Source organism: Thiemannella venezuelensis (assembly GCF_014203605.1).
Lineage (GTDB): Bacteria > Actinomycetota > Actinomycetes > Streptosporangiales > Streptosporangiaceae > Planomonospora_A > Planomonospora_A venezuelensis.
Window position 1 is genome coordinate 322,375 of the sequence record NZ_JACHJJ010000002.1, and the last position, 18,253, is coordinate 340,627.

An 18,253-nucleotide genomic window follows, 5' to 3' on the forward strand; every position below is an offset into this window, starting at 1 on the left:
TCTGGACGTATGGGGCATTTTATGCGCCAGGGCCTCCGGTCTGGGTCTCCAGACGGGGCGACCGGTAGCATCCCAGGTGACCATACATCGACAAGGGATAGTGAGCGCGACCGTGAGCACCGACGACAGGATGAGGGTTCTCGTCTACAGCGACGACGCGAGCACCCGCGAGAAGGTGCGCCAGGCGATCGGCCGGCGTCCCGCGGCAGACGTGCCCCTCGTGGAGATCGTGGAGTGCGCCACCCACGCGAAGGTCGTCCAGCACTTCGACTCGGGTGAGATCGACGTCGCCGTGCTCGACGCCGAGGCCCAGCCGGCCGGCGGCATGGGGGTGGCCCGCCAGGCGAAGGACGAGGTCCACGACTGCCCGCCGATCTGCCTGCTGATCGCCCGCCGCGACGACCGCTGGCTGGCCGAGTGGTCCCGCGCCGAGGCGGTCGTGCCGCAGCCGATCGACCCCGTGACGCTGGCCGACGCCGTGGCCGACCTGATGCGCCGGCGCCTCTCCACCCGCCTGACCGCCCGATAGAAGCACCGGCCCCCTCGACACGACCGGTAGACCCCTTACGGAGACCCCCATGGACGCGCGCACGACCTGGCCCGCGCTGCTGTCGGCCCTGCTCGCCGACGAGCACCTGACCGCGGACGAGACCTCCTGGGCGATGAACGAGATCATGTCCGGCTCGGCGACGCCCGCGCAGATCGCCGGGTTCGCCATGGCGCTGCGCGCCAAGGGGGAGACGGTCGCGGAGGTGACCGGCCTGGCCCGCACGATGCTGGAGCGGGCCACCCCGCTCTCGGTCGAGGGCCCCGTCGTCGACATCGTCGGCACCGGAGGCGACCGGGCCCACACGGTCAACGTCTCCACCATGGCCGCGATCGTGGCCGCCGCCGCGGGTGCGCGGGTGGTCAAGCACGGCAACCGGGCGGCCTCCTCCTCCTGCGGCGCCGCCGACGTGCTGGAGCACCTCGGAGTCGTGCTGGACCTGGCTCCGGCGGACACCGCCAGGGTCGCGGTCGAGGCGGGCATCGCCTTCTGCTTCGCGCCGGTCTACCACCCCGCGTTCCGCTTCACCGGCCCGCCGCGCAAGGAGCTCGGCGTGCCGACGGTCTTCAACTTCCTCGGCCCGCTGACCAACCCGGCCCGCCCGGCCGCCCAGGCGATCGGGGTCTACGACGCGCGCATGCTCCCGGTCGTGGCCGGGGTCTTCGCCGAGCGGGGCGTCTCCGCCCTGGTCTTCCGGGGCGACGACGGTCTCGACGAGCTCACCATCGCCACCACCTCCACGGTCTGGGTCGTCCGGGACGGCACCGCCACGCAGACCGTCTTCGACCCGGCCGTGCTCGGCATCCCGCGGGCCGAGGCGGAGGCGCTGCGCGGCGGGGACGTGGCCTTCAACGCCCAGGCCGTGCACGACCTCCTCGGCGGGAAGACCGGGCCGGTCCGCGACGCGGTGCTGCTCAACGCCGCCGCCGCCCTGGTGGCCCTCGACGGCCCCGGGGACGACCTGGAGGCCGCGATGACGGAGGCCTACGGCCGGACCGTGCGGGCCGTCGACTCCGGCGCCGCCGCGACCACCCTGGAGCGCTGGATCGAGGTCAGCGCGTCGCTGCGGCCGTGACGCCGCGGCTGTGACACCACCGCCGGAGCCCGGCGGCCGCGGTGATCGGCCGCGGCCGTGCCGTGGCGGCGGGCCCGGGGCCTTCCGGGGCGGGAGCCGCGCGGCTCCCGCCGCTCCCGGGGCCGGGGGCCCGCCGTCCTTCTCAGTCGGACTCGCTGAGCCCGATGGAGAAGGCGGCGTCGAGGTCGTGCCGGGAGTACGCGCGGAAGGCGATGTGCGTCTCGGTGTGCAGGACGCCGGCCACCTTGTTGATCCGGCCCGGGACGAGCTCGGCGATCTCCTCGTAGGCGGCGACGCGGACCATGGCCATCAGGTCGTACTCCCCGGTGATCGAGTAGACCTCGCTCACCCCGTCGATCTCGGCGATCGTCTGGGCGACCTCGGGGATCCTGTCCACCTCGGCGTTGATGTGCACGATCGCGGTGACCACGAGCTTCCTCCTCGTTGAGTACGGCTTGCCGCCTCCGAAGTTATCAGCGCTCCGGACGGCCCTCGCGCCGCCGGTGCGGCTCCGTGCCGAGCCCCTGGTAGGCGCGGTCGATGCGTTCCTTGAGCCGGCCCGCGCCCGCCGCCGGCAGGCTCCAGCCGCCCTCCACCTGGACCAGCCGCACCCCCGGCGACTCCAGCCAGCGCAGGATGCACTCGGTCTCCTCCGCGCCGGCCGCCGGGATGGGGCCGGGCCCCGGCGCGACGGTCTCCGCGGTGGCCGTCAGCGCGTCCACGAACGGTGTGGGATGGGCGCCCCTGGGCATGACCCCGGCCGAGGCCAGGCGGCCGTACCGGACGACGTGGATCTCCCACCGGCCGTCCGCCACCGGGGCGGCGGCGATCAGCTGCGGGATGGAGGTCAGCGACCGGAGCCGCTGCATCCGGGCCGAGACCCGCACGTAGGAGGCGAGCCGGTCGCGGTCGGCGGCGGCCTCCTCGTAGCGCTGGTCCTGCGAGAGCCGCTCCATCCTGGCCTCGATCGCGGAGAAGACCGGGCCAGCGTCCAGCTCCATGGCCTGGCGGGCGGCAGCGACGTGCACGCCGTACTCTTCGGGGCTCTGGCGGCCCTCGCACGGCGCGCCGCACCTGCCGAGCCCGGCCAGCGCGCACGCCGAGCGCCTGGTGCGGTCGGTGACCCGCAGCGGGATCTTGTCGGTGCACTGGCGCAGCGGCACCGCCTCGTGCAGCGCGGCACGGGCCTCCTCGGCGGCGCGGACGTTGCCGAACGGGCCCAGGTAGCCGGCCCCGTCGTCCTTGAGCTCGCGGACGACCGACAGGCGGGGGAAGGGCTCGTCGGTGAGCTTGAGCCAGACGACCTTCTCCGGGAAGCGCGACCTGCGGTTGTAACGCGGCTTGGCCGAGCCGATCAGCCGCAGCTCCCGGACCTCGGCCTCCAGCGCGGTCGCGCAGACGATCGGCCGGACCCGCACGGCGATGCCGACCATCTCCCTGATCCGGGGCCGGGTCTCGCTCGCGGTGAAGTAACTGCGCACCCGGGTGCGCAGGTTGACGCTCTTGCCGACGTAGAGGGGGTCGCCGCGCTCGTCCTCGAAGACGTAGACGCCGGGGGCGGCGGGGACCGCCTCGGCCAGGTGCCGCTTGCGGCGCTGCTCGGGGGTGGGCGCGCGGGTGAAGCCCTTCAGCTCCTCCAGGGTGTGCACGCCGAAGGAGCCCGCCCGCTCCAGCAGGGCGTGCAGCACGTCCACGGTGGCCCGGGCGTCGGACAGGGCGCGGTGGCAGGGCTCGGTCGAGCTGAACAGCCGGGCCAGCGTGGAGAGCTTGCAGTTGGGCGCCTCGTCGCGGGTCAGCAGCCTGCGGGCCAGGGTGACGGTGTCGACGACGGGGTGCTCCGGAGGGGGGTGGCCGTGGGCGGCGCAGGCCGCCTTGAGGAACCCCACGTCGAAGCCGGCGTTGTGGGCCACCAGCGTGGCGCCGCGGGCGAACTCCAGGAAGGCCGGGAGCACGGACCCGATCTTCGGCGCCGCCGCGACCATGACGTCGGTGATGCCGGTCAGCACCGAGATGAACGGGGGGATCGGCGTCCCGGGGTCGACCAGGGTGCCGAACTCGCCCAGCACCCGCCCGCCCCGGACCTTGACGGCGCCGATCTCGGTGATCGCGTGCTCTTCCGCGGAGACTCCCGTGGTCTCCAGGTCGAACACCACGAACGTGATCTCGCTGAGCGGCGTGCCCAGCTCGTCCAGCGTCCCCTGTACGGCGTTTTCCACGCTCACGACCATAGGAGCCCCGACCGACATTTACCGCCGCGCCCGTCGGGAGACGCTCAGGCGAGCGGTTCCTACGCCCGCTTCCCCGCCGCCGTGTACAGGAACAGGCCGATCAAGCCGAGCACGACGCCCGCGAAGACCTCGTATCCGTCCAGGAAGCCGATGTGGTTGACCAGGAGCAGGTCGTGCGCCCACCGCCACCAGCCCAGGACGGTGTTCACCACGGTTCCCCAGCCCTGCAGCAGCAGGAGCACGCCCAGCAGTTTGAGGAGTTCCTTCATGCCGTCGATCCTCGTCCGGCGCGACGAGGGCCCGCTACGGCACAAGGTAGGCGCGGCATCGACTTTGGTCGGTTCCAGGTCTGCCCGCATTACCCGTAATGTCGTGGAATGTGACCCAATCCGCGATGGAGTACCGATGGCTGCTGCCCGGCAGCCTGCGTGACGCGCAGCGGAGGGAGCGCCCCAGGGTCCGGCGGTCGACCCGCGACTGGATCGTGGACATCGTCATCTTCCTGCTGTCCGTCGGCATGGGGTTGGTCACGGCGGAGCAGGTGCAGGCCGAACCCGGCCTGCCGGAGCCGCTGCGGGTCGCCGACCAGCTCCTCGGCGCCGTCGCGTGCATCGCGATCTGGCTGCGCCGACGCTGGCCCGTGGGGCTCACCCTCGTGCTCATTCCGGTCTCGTTCGTCTCGGCCGTCTCGGGCGGAGCGGCCCTGGCGGCGCTGTTCACCGTGGCCGTGCATCGGCCCTTCAGGTACGTGGCACTGACGGGCGGGCTGAACCTGGCGACGGTCCCCCTCTACCTGCACCTGCGACCGGATCCCGAATTGTCCTTCCGGGAAGGGATCGCGCTGGTGACGCTGATGTTCCTGGTCGTGATGATCTGGGGCATGCTCGTGCGGGCCCGGCGGCAACTCGTGGTCTCGCTGCGCGAGCGCGCCGAGCGGGCCGAGGTGGAGGCGGAGCTGCGGGTGGAGCGGGCCAGGCACCTGGAGCGCGAGCGCATCGCCAGGGAGATGCACGACGTGCTCGCCCACCGGCTCTCGCTGCTCAGCGTGCACGCGGGCGCGCTGGAGTACCGGCCGGACATGCCGTCGCAGGACGTGGTCCGGGCGGCCGGGGTGATCCGCTCCGGGGCCCACCAGGCCCTCCAGGACCTGCGTGAGGTCATCGGCGTGCTCAGGCACGGCGCCGAGGGCGCCGAGGGCATCGATCCCGCCCGCCCGCAGCCGACCCTGGCGGACCTGGCCGCCCTGGTGGAGGAGTCCAGGGACGCGGGCATGGAGGTGACGCTCGACATGCGCGTGGACGAGCGGGCGGAGGCACCGGCGCAGCTCGGCCGGAACGTCTACCGGATCGTGCAGGAGGGCCTGACCAACGCGCGCAAGCACGCCGCCGCCGCGGCCGTGGACATGGTGGTGGCGGGCGGGCCCGGCGACGGGCTCACCGTCGAGATCCGCAACCCGGTGACCGGCGGCCAGCCGATCCCCGGCAGCGGCACCGGCCTGATCGGGCTCACCGAGCGGGCCGAGCTCGTGGGCGGGCGCCTGGAGTACGGCCGCGCGCCCGACGGCGGGTTCCGGCTCTGCGCCTGGCTGCCGTGGACGGCCTGAGGCGGTGCCGGTGCGCAGGGAGGACACCGCTAACGTGACCGGCATGAGCTCACCACCCCCGCGCGAGCCGATCCGCGTGCTGATCGTCGACGACGACGCCCTCGTCCGGGCCGGGCTCTCGATGATCCTCGGCGGCTCCGGCGACATCGTCGTCGTCGGTGAGGCGGCGGACGGGGACGAGGTGCCGCCGCTGGTGGCCGGGCAGCGGCCGGACGTGGTGCTGATGGACATCCGCATGCCCCGGGTGGACGGCCTGACCGCCACCGAACGCCTGCGCGCCGCCGTCCCGGCTCCCGAGGTGGTGATCCTGACGACCTTCCACGCCGACGCCCAGGTGCTGCGCGCGCTGCGCGCGGGGGCGGCCGGATTCCTGCTCAAGGACACCCCGCCGGGCGAGCTGGTCTCCGCGATCCGCCGGGTGGGGGCGGGGGAGCCCATCCTCTCGCCCGCGGTGACCCGCCAGCTCATCGCGCACGTCGCCGACGGGGGCGCCGGATCCCGCCGCGAGCGGGCGCTGGAGCTGCTGGCGGGGCTCAGCGAACGCGAACGCGAGGTCGCGGTCGCCGTCGGCCGGGGGAGGTCGAACGCCGAGATCGCCGCCGGGCTGTACATGAGCGTGGCCACGGTGAAGGCCCACGTCTCGCGGATCCTGACCAAGCTCGGCCTGAACAACCGGGTCCAGATCGCGCTGGTCGTCCACGACGCCGGAGGCCTGGGCGGCTGACCGGCGGTGCGGCCCTCCCGCGGGCCCCGGGCAGGGCGTCCGGGCCTATCTCCAGTAGCTCCCGTCGAGCATCCGCTCCAGGGCGGCGCGGTGCATGACCAGGTCGTCGGGGTCCTCGGGCATGGGCTGCTCGCCGAAGTGGATCCGCCGGTGCCAGACGCGGGCCATGATGATGCCGTGCCGCAGCGCGGCGTACATCTCGTAGAACTCCATGTCCCGCGGCTGATAACCCGTCATCTCCTGATATGTACGGCACACGTCCTCGCGCCGCATGAAGTCCGGCAGGCCGGGGAGGCCCATGACCTCGGTGACCTCCTGGAAGAACCGGTGCAGGAAGATCATCCAGGCGATGTCCAGCTCGCGGGGGCCGACGGCCGCCATCTCCCAGTCGAGCACCGCCACCGGGGTGAAGTCGCGGTACATCACGTTCCCGATGCGCGCGTCGCCCCAGCTCAGCACGTCGGGCCCGGGGTCGGCCGGCCAGTGCTCCTCCAGCCAGCCGAACGCCCGCTCCAGCACCGGGATCCGCATCGAGGAGTGCGCCCACTCGTAGTAGGCCCGCTGGTCGTTGACGTGCCTGCGCAGCGCGGACCCGCCGGGCCGGCCGAGCTGGAAGGGGCGCAGCTCCCCGGGGGTGAACGGGGCGTCGTGCAGACCGGCCAGGATGGCCACGCTCTCCCGCTGCAGCCGCGCCCGGTCGGCGGGGGAGGCCTCCAGCAGCCAGCCCTCGAAGGTGTAGGGCAGCACGTCCGGCGGCACGTCCCCGGCCAGCCGTTCCATCACGAAGAAGGGCGTGCCCAGCGGGGCGGGGTCGGGCTCGAACCACAGGGTGCGCGGCGCGGGCGTGCCCGCGCGCTCCCTGGCCATCCGCATGGCCTCGAACTGCCTGCCGAGGTCGTAGCTCGGGAAGACCGGCACGGCCTCGCTCGCCGGGGCCATCCGGGCGACGCACGCGACCTGCCGCCCGCCCTCGGCGTCCGCCCAGGAGGCGTCGAACAGCAGGGTCTCGCTGGACATGCCGTTGCCCGAGGGATGGGAGAGCGCGGAGACCGCGACCGGGCAGCCCAGGCGCCCGCCGAGCCACGAGCGCACCCGGTCGCGGAGCTCGTCCAGGTCCCGGGTGGAGGTCCGCATCGACTCGCCCTGCTCCCGCTGTTCGTCCATCGTGCTCTCCCGGGACTGCTCCGCGACACGCCGTACACCGCCGAGACAGTCGTATACCGCCGAGCAAACGCTTGTCCACCGCGTGTTCACCGGCAGGTCAGGCGTGCTTCGATCTTTTATCCGTTCGGCGGCCCGGCGCGGGGGCCGTACCCTTGACGGATAGACCGATCCGAGTAGGGGCCGTTGATGAGTTCAGCCGGAGAGGGCCTGTCTCGTCCGCTGCCGGAGCAGGTCCGCTCGCACGTCGTGGAGCTGGCAGCCCAGATCCTCGGCTCGATGCCCGCCGCCGCGGTGCCGCCGCCGCTGCGCACCATCGCCAGGTTCGACCCGCGCAAGCGCGCCAAGCTGGGCGGCACGCCGATCGCCGCGCAACTGGAGACCGACAAGAAGTTCCGCGAGCTCGTCGCCGAGGCGCTGGCCGCGGGCTGGCCCGAGCTGGTCGCAGGGCTGGCGGAGGGGGCCGTGCCGCCGGCCGCCGAGCCCGTCATGGTCGCCGCCGCCGCCTACCTGACCCGGCCGCCGGGCTGGGCGGAGATGGTGGAGAACGCCCGCGCCGACATCGAGCGGTCGGCCGTGGTGGCGGAGGGCTCGGCGCTGGAGCAGACGCTCACCCGGCTGCGCGAGCAGCTGGCCGCGCAGAAGACCGCCGCCAAGGAGGAGTCCGAGCGGCTGCGCGAGCAGCTCAGGGGCGCACGCACGGAGATCTCCGACCTCCGCCGCAAGCTGCACGAGGCCCGCGAGCGGGCGAAGGCGGCAGACGCCCGTGCCGCCGAGATGGCGGAGGCCGCCCAGGAGGCCAGGGCGGCCGCCGCGGCGGCGGGCAGCACGGGGGAGAGCGAGCTGCGCCGCCTCCGCGAGCGGCTGACCGACTCCGAGCGGCAGCTGGAGGCCGCCCGCAGGGCCGCCCGCGAGGGGCGCAGCGTGGAGGACGCCAGGGTCCGCGTGCTGCTCGACGCGCTCCAGGACGCCGCGGCCGGGCTGCGCAGGGAGCTGGCCATGCCCTCGGGCATCAGCCGGCCCGCCGACTCCGTCGTCTCGGTCGCCCCCGGGCGGCCGGGGGTCCAGGCGGTGCCCGCCCGGGCGCTGGCCGACGACGATCCGGCCCTGCTCGACCAGCTGCTCACGCTGCCGCAGGTCCACCTGATCGTGGACGGCTACAACGTGACCAAGACCGGGTACGGCACCCTCACCCTCGCCGACCAGCGCAACCGGCTGCTCACCGGGCTCGGCGCGCTGTACGCGCAGACCCGCACCGAGCTGACCTGCGTCTTCGACGGCGCCGAGCTGAACGGCCCGGTCCCGGTCTCGGCCCCGCGGGGGGTGCGGGTGCTGTTCAGCGCGCCCGGCCAGATCGCCGACGACCTGATCCGCCAGCTGGTCCAGGCCGAGCCGGCCGGGCGCGCGCTGGCGGTGGTCTCCTCCGACCGGGAGGTGGCCGAGTCCGTCCGCCGGATGGGCGCCCGGCCGGTCCCCGCCGGGCTGCTGCTCAAACGCCTCGGGCGCGCCTGACGGAGGTCCGCGGCGGGCCGGAGACGCGCGGTCGGGCCCGGTGACGGCCCGGGCCGGTGTACGGCCCCGCCTGCGGATTCGGAGCCGCTCCTTGCCGATAAGCAACGAAACGGCCGAAAAGGTGAGTTCCCCCTTACCGGTTCTGTACTATTTCGCCCCAGTGGCTTTACGCGGGGAGGGCGTCGTAGTGGCCGTGGCGGGCATGCAGAAGAGTTCCGGGCGCAGACCCGTGGCGGCCGGGCTGGTGCTCGCGGCGCTCCTGCTGCCGGTCCTGCCGTTCGGCGACGCTCTCGCAGAGCCCAAGCCCACGATCGCGCAGGCGAAGAAGAAGCTGAAGCGGCTCAACGAAGAGGCCGACAAGATCGTTGAGAAGTACAACCAGGCCGGCGAGAAGTGGAAGAAGGCCAGGAAGAAGTACAAGACGCTCAACGACGCGTTCACCCGGCAGAACGCGAAGGTCGCGGGGCTGCGCAAGGAACTCGTCACGATGGCCGTCAGCTCCTACCAGCTCGGCGGTGTGACCGGCTGGGAGGCCCTGGTCGGCCAGGCGAGCCCCGAGAACATGCTGAGCGGTCTGGCCGCCGCCGACCAGCTCTCGGCCTCGCGCGCCCAGTCCCTCAACGCCTTCGACGAGGCCAACAAGACCCTGAAGGGCGACCGCGACAAGGCCAAGGCCGCCCTGGCCGAGGCCGACCGGACGCGTGACGAGCTGGCCGCGGAGAAGGCCAAGGCCGACAAGATGGTCAAGGCCCAGACCAAGCTCCTGCGCGAGCTCGGCGCCTTCAGGACCGGTGACCCCGACAGCGCGGGCATCGCCTACACCGGCCCGGCCTCCGGCAACGCCCGCGCGGCCCTGGAGTTCGCCTTCGCCCAGGTCGGCAAGCCGTACCAGTACGGGGGGACGGGACCGGGCGGCTGGGACTGCTCCGGCCTCGTCCAGGCCTCCTGGCGCGCCGGCGGCGTCAGCCTGCCCCGCACGACCTGGGAGCAGTGGAGCTGGGGCGCGAGCCGCAAGGTCTCCCTGGACGACCTCCAGCCCGGCGATCTGATCTTCAGTGAAGGGCTCGGGCACGTGAGCCTGTACGCCGGCAACGGCCAGATCGTGCACGCCCCGCAGACGGGGGACGTCGTCAAGGTCGTCAGCCTCTCCTCCTACGGCCGCCGCCTCGTCGGCGCGGTCCGCCCCTGACCCTTCCGGACGCCTGAGCGCCTTTCTCCGGTGCCGGTCCCCGGGCGGTGGCCCGAGGCGGCCGACCGGGGCCGCGCGGCGCCCTCCGCCGCCCTCCGGGCCGTGGGCCCGGACGAACGGGGCATCGGCGGCTGATCCATCGGCGGGCGCGGGGACGCGGGACCATCTCACCGCCCGGGCCCGCGTGAAGTCACCGGGCCGTCGCGTGGCGCCCGGAGCCAAACCATGACAAAACAGACTTACGTGCGCAAACCTCTGCGTAGGCGGACCCTCCTGGGAATGTCGCCCGCGCCGGTCCGGCTCAGGTCCATCTCCGGGCAAGGCCCGAGTCAAGATCGATACCAATGTGACTGATGTGACTGGAGTGACGTTTTCACGGCGGTGCTCCGGGGGATGTGACGAGAGTCATAAAGGGGCAGCGAAACTGTCGATTACGCAGGGGTTATGGATTCGTGATCAAGCCGGGGCGACCCACTCCCGATGGGGAACCCTTTGCTGAAATTTGCTGATCCGAGTACCTTCTGGCGTCGCGGCGAGCAAGCCATGCCGTCGCACTGAATGTCGGCCTTCCCAACGCCGATGTCCCGCATAGAAATCCATCCGGCCGCTTCACGCGCGCTTCAGCCGCGGCGGCCAGCCGAATCCATGCAGCCAGGAGGCATGGAACCGGGGACCCAACCGGCCTCGAACACGTGGTCAGGGGTGAATCGGCATGTCGTCATGCCGTAGGGCGCCTTCCCAGCCCGAATCCGTCAGCTAACCCGGTAGGCATCAGTGGAAGTCCCAAGGAGAAATCCTGTCTACCACCCTGCATAACCCTTGTTCGTCGCGCCTTTTCCGCCTTTCCGTGGGCGGGCTCGCCCTTACCCTGACCGCCTCAGCCGGAGCGGTCACGATGGGCTCCACCCGGGCTCAGGCCCAGGTGCAGGCGACGTCGAACAGCACGACCGCCGTATCGGCTCCGGCCGTCCGGGGGTCCGCCGCGGGCGCCACCGCGTACGTCAAGGTGAGCGCCAAGATGGCCAGGGCCGCGCGGCAGAAGGCGAGGGCCGCCAAGGCCGTCTCGACGGCAAGGAAGCAGATCGGCGATCCGTACCGGTGGGGGGCCACCGGCCCCGGCTCGTTCGACTGCTCGGGCCTCGTGCAGTACTCGTGGCGCTCGGCGGGCGTGAGACTCCCCCGGATCTCGCACAGCCAGTATCGGGCCGTCAGGAAGAAGGTCTCGTGGCGCAGCCTGCGCCCCGGCGACCTGCTCTTCTTCCGGGGCAAGGGCCACGTCGGCATCTACGTCGGCAAGGGGAGGATGGTCCACTCGCCCAGCAGCGGCAAGACGGTCCGGATCGTGAGGCTGAAGGGGTACTACCGGTCCTCCTTCGCCGGAGCGGTCCGGCCCGGCGCCTGACACCGAGGTACGGCCCCGCACGCCCCCTGACGGATGGCGTGCGGGGCCGTCCCGCTTCCGCGTCACGTACGATCGAGCCCTATGTCCGTCCCGCAGCGGCGCCGCGCCGTGCTCACCGGGATGCTGGCGCTGGCAGGCGCCGCCCTGGCCTCCGGGGCCGCGCCGCTCCCGGAGGGCCCCTGGCCCGACGCCACCGTGATCCGGGGCGAGCACTACGTCGTCATGGGCCACCGCGTCCCCGCCGCCCGTCTGGCCGACCTCGCCGCCAGGACCGAGCGCGCGCGCCGTACGGTCGCCGCGATCTGGGGGCCGGTCCGACCGGTGGTCCTGTTCCCGGAGACCGACGCCGAGGCCGGGGCGCTCGCGGGGGCCGGGGCCACCGGCGGGCTGGCCGCGCTGGCCACCGCCGACCGGGTGATCGTGCTGCCGGACGGCTACGGGAGGCTCACCGAGACCGGCAGGGACGTGGTGCTCGCCCACGAGATCACCCACGTGGCCACCGGGGCGACGAGGGGAGGCCGGGTCCCCATGTGGCTGTCGGAGGGGTTCGCCGACTACGTCGGCTACTCGGCGGCCGGGCTCGGGGTCCGCACGGTCGCCTCCGAACTGGCCGCGGAGGTGGCGGCGGGCGTCCTGCCCGACCGGCTCCCCGGGCCCGCCGACTTCGCCCCGGGGGCGGTACGGCTGGCGCAGGCCTACGAGGAGGCCTGGCTCGCCTGCCGCTACGTCGCCGGGCGTTTCGGCGAGAGGACGCTCGTGAGGCTCTACGGTGGCGATGTCGGGACCGTCCTCGGCCTGACCCCGGCCGAGTTCACCGCCGGCTGGCGCGACTACCTCCGGAAGGAGCTCGGTTGACCTCCCCTCACGGCCCGGACGCCTCCCGTCCGCGGGACCACGATGACGCGGATCCGGCGACGGCGGGAAACGGCGCGACAGCGCCCGGCACGGCCGCCCCGGGCCTGCGGGCCGCGGGGTGGGCGCTGGCCGTCCTCGGCGCGGCCACCCTGGCGATCACGGCGTTCACCACGCCCTGGCGGGCGCTGCCGGAGCAGGCCCCGCCGGTCGCCCCGGACGCGGCCCGTGACTTCACCGCGGAGCAGCTCGCCCGGTCCGCGGCGTTCGACGCCGTGGTCGGCCCGCCCGCTTACCTCTCCCTCGGCCTGACCCTGGTGACGGCCGGGGTGCTGGCGGCCACCCCGCTGGGCGCGAGGCTGCTCGGGCGGCTCAAGGGGCCGTGGTGGTTGCGGGTCCTGCTCGGTGTGCTCGCCGTCACGGTGGCCGTGGAACTGCTGCGCTGGCCGCTGGGCATGTGGCAGGAGACCCATCTGCGCGACTACGGCCTGTCCGTGCAGACCTGGCCCGCCTGGGCGGCCGACCGGGTCAAGGGCATCGGGATCAGGACCGGGCTGACGGCGGTCATGGTGCTCGCCGTCGTCGCGCTCGCCCGGAGGGTCCAGCGCTGGTGGCTCCCGGCCGCGCTCGGCGCCTTCACGCTGACCGTGGCGGCCTCCTTCGCCTACCCGGTCCTGGTCGAGCCGGTCTTCAACGACTTCCGGCCGATGGCCGCCGGGCAGCTCCGCGACGACCTGCTGGCCATGGCCGCCCGCGACGGGGTGCCGGTCGAGGACGTGCTCGTCGCCGACGCCTCCCGGCGCACGACGGCGCTCAACGCCTACGTCTCCGGGTTCGGGGCGACGCGCAGGATCGTGGTCTACGACACGCTGCTGCGCGCCCCGGCCGACGAGGTCGAACTGGTCGTGGCGCACGAGCTGGGCCACGCCGAGAGCGGCGACGTGCTCTACGGCACGCTGGTCGGCGGCCTGGGCGCGGCCTGCGGGGCCTGCCTGCTGTACCTCGTCTCCTCCGCGCGCACCGTCCGGCGCCGCAGCGGCGTCCCGTCACTCGCCGACCCGCGGGCGGCCGGCCTGATCATGGGTCTGGTGAGCCTGGCCACGGGGCTCTCCGGCCCGGTGCAGAACCTGGTGAGCAGGCAGGTCGAGGCCCGCGCCGACGTGCACGCGCTGGACCTGACCCGCGACCCGGCCACGTTCGCCGCCATGCAGAAGCGGCTGGCGATCTCCAACATCTCCGATCTATCGCCAGATATCGTTGAATATGTACTTTATGCCTCGCATCCCTCGATACCGGAGCGCATCGCCCTGGCGCGCTCCTGGGCCGCGCTGAACGGCCTGCCGGAGCCGTGAAGCGCACACTGATCGTCACCAACGACTTCCCGCCCCGTCCGGGGGGCATCCAGTCGTTCGTCCACGGCCTCGCCGGCCGCCTGCCCCCGGACTCCGTGACGGTCTACGCTCCCGCCTGGCGCGGCTGCGAGGATTTCGACGCCCGCCTGCCGTACCCCGTCGTGCGCCACCCCACCTCCCTGATGCTCCCCGTCCGCGCGGTCGCCCGCCGGGCCGCCGCCCTGGTCGCGGAGCTCGGCTGCGAGACGGTGGTGTTCGGCGCGGCGGCCCCGCTCGGCCTGCTCGCGCCGGAGATGCGCGCCGCCGGGGCGCGGCGCGTCGTCATGCTCACCCACGGCCACGAGGCCTCCTGGGCCCGGGTCCCGGTCGCCCGGCGGCTGCTGGCCAGGATCGGCGGGCACGCGGACGTGGTCACCTACCTCGGGGAGTACACGCGGCGGCTGCTGGCCACGGTGATCCCCGAGGAGAAGCTGGTACGGCTCACGCCCGGCGTGGACACCGAGCTGTTCTCCCCGGAGGCGGACCGCGGAGCGGAGGGCACGCCGGCCGTCGCCGGAGGGATCGGCGCCGGGCCGGTGGTCGTCTGCGTCTCCAGGCTCGTGCCGCGCAAGGGGCAGGACACACTGATCCGCGCCTGGCCCCGGGTGCTGCGGGCGATACCGGAGGCCCGGCTGCTGCTGGTCGGCGGCGGGCCGTACCGGCGGAGGCTGGAGCGCCTGGCGGGCTCGCTCGGACTGGGCCCGGCGGTCCTGCTGACCGGTTCGGTGGACGCCGCCGACCTGCCCCGTTACTTCGCCCTCGGCGACGTGTTCGCGATGCCGTGCCGCAGCCGGCTGGGCGGGATCGACGTCGAGGGGCTCGGCATCGTCTACCTGGAGGCGGCGGCCAGCGGGCTGCCGGTGCTGGCCGGCGCCTCGGGCGGGGCGCCCGACGCGGTGCTGCCCGGTGAGACCGGCCTCGTCGTGGACGGCGCCTCACCCGAGGCGGTGGCCGGCGCCCTGGTCGAGCTGCTCGCCGACCCGGCCCGCGCCCGCGCGATGGGGGAGCGCGGGCGGGAGTGGGTCACCAGGGAGTGGGGCTGGGACCGGGTCGCCGCCCGCTTCACCGAACTGCTCGAACCCGCCCAGACCCCGTGAGCCCGCCGGCGGTCAGCTGTACAGGTCGTCGATGTGCTTGGCGAAGTCGCGCATCACGAGGTTGCGCTTGACCTTCAGGGTCGGGGTGAGGTGGCCGCTCTCCTCGGTGATGTCGATGTCGAGGACCGCGAACTTCTTGATCTGCTCGGCCTTGGAGACGGTCTTGTTGGCGTCGTCCACGGCCTTCTGCACCTCGGCGAGGATCAGCGGGTCGGCGCTGAGCTCGGCGAGGGTGGCCGAGGCCCGGCCGTTGGACGCCTTCCACTGCTCCAGCGCCTCCGGGTCGAGGGTGACGATCGCGGCCACGAAGGGCCTGTCGTCGCCGACCACCATCGCCTGGCTGACCAGGGGGTGGGCGCGGATGCGGTCCTCCATCGGGGCCGGGGCGACGTTCTTGCCCGCGGCGGTGACGAGGATCTCCTTCTTCCGGCCGGTGATCCTCACGTAGCCGTCGGCGTCGATCTCGCCGATGTCACCGGTGTGGAACCAGCCGTCGGCGTCGACCGCCTCGGCGGTGGCCTTGTCGTTGTTCCAGTAGCCGTCGAAGATGTGGCGGCCCTTGACCAGGATCTCACCGTCCTCGCCGATGCCGACCGTGACGCCGGGGAACGGCTTGCCGACGGTGCCGATCTTGTTGGCGCCGGGCAGGTTGACCGTGGAGGGGGCGGAGGTCTCGGTCAGGCCCCAGCCCTCGACGATCTCGATGCCCACGCCCCGGAAGAAGTGGCCGAGCCGCTCGCCCAGGGCCGAGCCGCCGCAGATCGCGGCCGAGAGGTTGCCGCCGGTGGCCTCGCGCAGCTTGCCGTAGACCAGCCTGTCGAACAGGGCGTGCTTGAGCTTGAGGCCGAGGCCGGCGCCGCCGGACGACTCCGCCTTGCTCCACGCGATCGCCGCGTCCGCCGCGGCGTGGAAGATCTTGGCCTTGCCACCGGCCGCGGCCTTCTGCTCGGCGCCGTTGTAGACCTTCTCGAACACGCGCGGCACGCCCAGCAGGAACGACGGCTTGAACGCCTGAAGGTCGGGGGCGACGTTCTTCATGTTCGGGGTGTGGCCGAGGACCGTGCCGGTCTCGATCAGCACCACCTGGATGATGCGGGCGAAGACGTGCGCCAGGGGGAGGAACAGCAGCACGGAGCGGTCGTGGACGGTGAACAGCCGCTCCAGCGGGCCGTTCGCCACGTTCCTGGCGGTGAACAGCAGGTTGTCGTGGGTCAGCCGGCAGCCCTTGGGCAGGCCGGTGGTGCCGGAGGTGTAGACGATCGTGGCCAGGTCGGCGACGCCGCGCCCGGTCCTGCGCCCGGTCAGCGTCTCGTCGGAGACCTCCGCGCCGTCCGCGGCCAGCTCCTCCAGGGCGCCGCCCTCGATGCACCAGACGTGCTTCAGCTCGCCGAGCTCGGGCAGGACCTCGCGGACGGTCTCCTCGTGGGACTCCAGCTCCACGAAGACGGCCTTGGCGCCGCTGTCGGAGATGATCCACTTGACCTGGTCGGCGGAGGAGGTCTCGTAGATCGGCACGCTGACCGCGCCCGCCGCCAGGATCGCGTAGTCGGCGACCGTCCACTCGTAGCGGGTGCGCGACATCAGGGCCACCCGGTCACCGGCCTCGATCCCCGCGGCGACCAGGCCCTTGGCCACGGCGGCGACCTGATCGCGGAACTCGCGCGCGGTGACGGCGATCCAGTCCTTGCCGACCTTGCGGCGCAGGGCGATCGCACCCGGCTCCTGCTCGGCGCGCTGGAACACCGTGTCGGTCAGGTTGGCGGAGGCGGGGACATCCACCAGCACGGGGACGCTGTACTCGCGCACGGGATCACTCCTGAGAACGCACGGATCGATGGGATGCCTGGAAGCTACCGCGATAAGTTACGCGTGGGTAGATTCGTCACTCAGGCGTTATGAAGGGCGTTTTCACGTTATCAGTCCCGCCATGCGGGACCGGCTGACGTGCGTCGCCCTGGCGATATGCCGCATCTCACACGCTATCGGAGTCCCGCTGGGCGGACGGTTAGGATGTCCGGCATGCGGGTTCATGTCGTCAGCGATGTGCACGGGAGAGCAGACGCCCTGGCCCGCGCGGGTGAGGGCGCCGACGCGCTGGTCTGCCTGGGCGACCTGATCCTGTTCGTCGACTACGACGACCACTCGCAGGGCATCTTCGCCGAGCTGTTCGGGACGGAGCGGGCCGCGGAGTTCATCGCGCTGCGCACCGCCAAACGGTTCGACGAGGCCCGCGCCATGTCGGCCGCGCTCTGGGCGTCGCTGGACGGCGACCCGCGCGACCACATCGAGCGCTCCGTCCGCCGCCAGTACGGCGAGATCTTCGCCGCGATGCCCACGCCCGCCTACCTCACCCCCGGCAACGTGGACCTGCCGCGCTACTGGCCCGAGTACGTCCGGCCCGGTCACCGCGTGCTGGACGGGGAGACCGCCGAGATCGGCGGCCTGCGGTTCGGGTTCGTCGGGGGCGGGCTGCGCACGCCGTACCGGACGCCGAACGAGATCGACGACGAGGAGTTCGCCCGCAAGGTGGAGGCGGTCGGCGAGGTGGACGTGCTCTGCTGCCACATCCCGCCGGCCGTCCCCGAGCTCCTCTACGACGTGGTCGCCCGCCGCTTCGAGCGCGGCAGCGAGGCCACGCTGGAGGCGATCAGGCGGACCCAGCCGCGCTACGCCCTCTTCGGCCACGTGCACCAGCCGCTGGCCGCCCGCACCAGGATCGGCAGGACGGAGTGCCTCAACGTGGGCCACTTCCGCGGCCGGGGAGTGCCCTTCGCGCTCGAGTGGTGAGCCGCCCGGCGGCGCCGGGGCCGTACCCGGGCGGTGCCCGGGACCCGGCGGGCACCGCGGACGAGTGGATCTCCGCGATCGAGTGGCGAGCCGGGCGTTCGCCCGGAAACCATGAGCGAGTACCGTAAGCCCATGGCTGATCGCACCACCTCCAGCATCACGATCGGCGCGGGCCGGTCGACCATCATGACGGTGATCGCCGACTTCGCCTCGTACCCCGAGTGGGCGGGCCAGGTGAAGTCCGCCCAGGTCCTCTCCACCGGGCAGGACGGCCGCCCGGAGCAGGTCAGGTTCGTCCTGGACGCGGGCGTGATCAGTGACGAGTACACCCTCGCCTACACCTGGAACGGCGACGAGTCCGTCGCGTGGGCCGTCGCCGAGGCCGGGAAGATGGTCTCCGGCCTCACCGGCAGCTACCGCCTGGCCGAGACGGGCGGCGGCACCGAGGTCACCTACGAGCTCGCCGTCGACCTCAAGGTCCCGATGATCGGCATGATCAAGCGGAAGGCGGAGAAGGTCATCATCGACACGGCCCTGAAGGGACTGAAGAAGCGCGTCGAGGCCGCGTGACCGGGCGCGGAGCGGCGGGCGCCCCGGGCGGTACGGCGGACGGCGCGGTGGACGGCGCAGCGGACGGCGCGGCCGGACACCGCGCGCGGGCGGCCTCCCCGGCCGCCCCGGATGT

Annotated in this window: 17 protein-coding genes and 1 riboswitch; of the genes, 12 read left to right on the forward strand and 5 right to left on the reverse strand. The window is 73.0% G+C overall.

Features of this window, described 5'->3' with window-relative positions:
• The first annotated feature begins 130 nt into the window (after positions 1 to 130).
• Both FHS22_RS05020 and trpD read left to right on the forward strand, forming a co-directional pair.
• Entirely contained in the window at positions 131 to 529 is a 399-nt protein-coding gene (locus FHS22_RS05020; protein ID WP_184939078.1) for a DNA-binding transcriptional response regulator, read from the forward strand.
• A 49-nt stretch (positions 530 to 578) separates the two neighbouring features.
• A complete protein-coding gene (gene trpD / locus FHS22_RS05025) occupies positions 579 to 1,622 on the forward strand; it encodes an anthranilate phosphoribosyltransferase (RefSeq protein WP_184938853.1) in 1,044 nt (347 codons plus the stop codon).
• Between the two features lie 142 nt (positions 1,623 to 1,764).
• Here the strand turns inward: trpD and FHS22_RS05030 are convergent, their stop codons facing one another.
• From FHS22_RS05030 to FHS22_RS05040, 3 genes are read right to left on the reverse strand one after another with little or no spacing between them, the layout of a single operon-like run.
• A complete protein-coding gene (locus tag FHS22_RS05030; protein WP_184938855.1) occupies positions 1,765 to 2,052 on the reverse strand; it encodes an Lrp/AsnC family transcriptional regulator in 288 nt (95 codons plus the stop codon).
• 43 nt (positions 2,053 to 2,095) lie between these two features.
• Positions 2,096 to 3,850, reverse strand: a complete 1,755-nt coding sequence (locus FHS22_RS05035) for a DEDD exonuclease domain-containing protein (RefSeq protein WP_184938857.1) — start codon at positions 3,848 to 3,850, stop codon at positions 2,096 to 2,098.
• A 59-nt stretch (positions 3,851 to 3,909) separates the two neighbouring features.
• On the reverse strand, positions 3,910 to 4,119 hold the full coding sequence (locus tag FHS22_RS05040; protein WP_184938859.1) for a hypothetical protein: 210 nt from the start codon (positions 4,117 to 4,119) through the stop codon (positions 3,910 to 3,912).
• Between the two features lie 110 nt (positions 4,120 to 4,229).
• Between FHS22_RS05040 and FHS22_RS05045 the strand changes: the two genes are divergently transcribed.
• Together FHS22_RS05045 and FHS22_RS05050 are read left to right on the forward strand one after the other, a co-directional pair.
• Positions 4,230 to 5,453 carry a sensor histidine kinase gene (locus FHS22_RS05045; RefSeq protein WP_338047602.1) on the forward strand — a complete coding sequence of 408 codons (1,224 nt, stop codon included), beginning with the start codon at positions 4,230 to 4,232 and terminating at the stop codon, positions 5,451 to 5,453.
• 43 nt (positions 5,454 to 5,496) lie between these two features.
• Positions 5,497 to 6,177: a response regulator transcription factor gene (locus tag FHS22_RS05050; protein ID WP_184938863.1), complete on the forward strand. Its 681-nt coding sequence runs from the start codon at positions 5,497 to 5,499 to the stop codon at positions 6,175 to 6,177.
• A 45-nt stretch (positions 6,178 to 6,222) separates the two neighbouring features.
• Here FHS22_RS05050 and FHS22_RS05055 read toward each other — a convergent pair whose 3' ends face one another.
• Positions 6,223 to 7,341 carry a phosphotransferase family protein gene (locus tag FHS22_RS05055; RefSeq protein ID WP_184938864.1) on the reverse strand — a complete coding sequence of 373 codons (1,119 nt, stop codon included), beginning with the start codon at positions 7,339 to 7,341 and terminating at the stop codon, positions 6,223 to 6,225.
• Between the two features lie 186 nt (positions 7,342 to 7,527).
• Between FHS22_RS05055 and FHS22_RS05060 the strand changes: the two genes are divergently transcribed.
• From FHS22_RS05060 to FHS22_RS05085, 6 genes are all read left to right on the forward strand, one after another.
• Positions 7,528 to 8,850, forward strand: coding sequence for an NYN domain-containing protein (locus FHS22_RS05060; protein ID WP_184938866.1), 1,323 nt, complete (start codon positions 7,528 to 7,530; stop codon positions 8,848 to 8,850).
• Between the two features lie 160 nt (positions 8,851 to 9,010).
• Entirely contained in the window at positions 9,011 to 10,039 is a 1,029-nt protein-coding gene (locus FHS22_RS38915; RefSeq protein ID WP_338047603.1) for a C40 family peptidase, read from the forward strand.
• Between the two features lie 625 nt (positions 10,040 to 10,664).
• Positions 10,665 to 10,825, forward strand: a riboswitch (cyclic di-AMP (ydaO/yuaA leader).
• Between the two features lie 109 nt (positions 10,826 to 10,934).
• Positions 10,935 to 11,441, forward strand: coding sequence for a C40 family peptidase (locus tag FHS22_RS05070; protein ID WP_184938868.1), 507 nt, complete (start codon positions 10,935 to 10,937; stop codon positions 11,439 to 11,441).
• An 81-nt stretch (positions 11,442 to 11,522) separates the two neighbouring features.
• A complete protein-coding gene (locus FHS22_RS05075) occupies positions 11,523 to 12,296 on the forward strand; it encodes a gluzincin family metallopeptidase (RefSeq protein WP_184938870.1) in 774 nt (257 codons plus the stop codon).
• A complete protein-coding gene (locus tag FHS22_RS05080; protein ID WP_260407655.1) occupies positions 12,293 to 13,645 on the forward strand; it encodes a M48 family metallopeptidase in 1,353 nt (450 codons plus the stop codon). Before FHS22_RS05075 ends, FHS22_RS05080 begins: the two co-directional genes overlap by 4 nt.
• The gene (locus FHS22_RS05085) at positions 13,642 to 14,781 is read left to right on the forward strand and encodes a glycosyltransferase family 4 protein (RefSeq protein ID WP_184938872.1); all 1,140 of its coding nucleotides are present in this window, start codon (positions 13,642 to 13,644) and stop codon (positions 14,779 to 14,781) included. The genes FHS22_RS05080 and FHS22_RS05085 overlap by 4 nt, the downstream gene beginning before the upstream one ends.
• 12 nt (positions 14,782 to 14,793) lie before the next feature.
• Here the strand turns inward: FHS22_RS05085 and FHS22_RS05090 are convergent, their stop codons facing one another.
• Entirely contained in the window at positions 14,794 to 16,587 is a 1,794-nt protein-coding gene (locus FHS22_RS05090; protein ID WP_184938874.1) for an AMP-binding protein, read from the reverse strand.
• 213 nt (positions 16,588 to 16,800) lie between these two features.
• Between FHS22_RS05090 and FHS22_RS05095 the strand changes: the two genes are divergently transcribed.
• Both FHS22_RS05095 and FHS22_RS05100 read left to right on the forward strand, forming a co-directional pair.
• Positions 16,801 to 17,568 (forward strand): metallophosphoesterase family protein, encoded by a 768-nt coding sequence (locus FHS22_RS05095; protein WP_184938876.1) that lies wholly within the window; start codon positions 16,801 to 16,803, stop codon positions 17,566 to 17,568.
• A 132-nt stretch (positions 17,569 to 17,700) separates the two neighbouring features.
• Entirely contained in the window at positions 17,701 to 18,138 is a 438-nt protein-coding gene (locus tag FHS22_RS05100) for an SRPBCC family protein (RefSeq protein WP_184938878.1), read from the forward strand.
• Positions 18,139 to 18,253 lie beyond the last annotated feature (115 nt).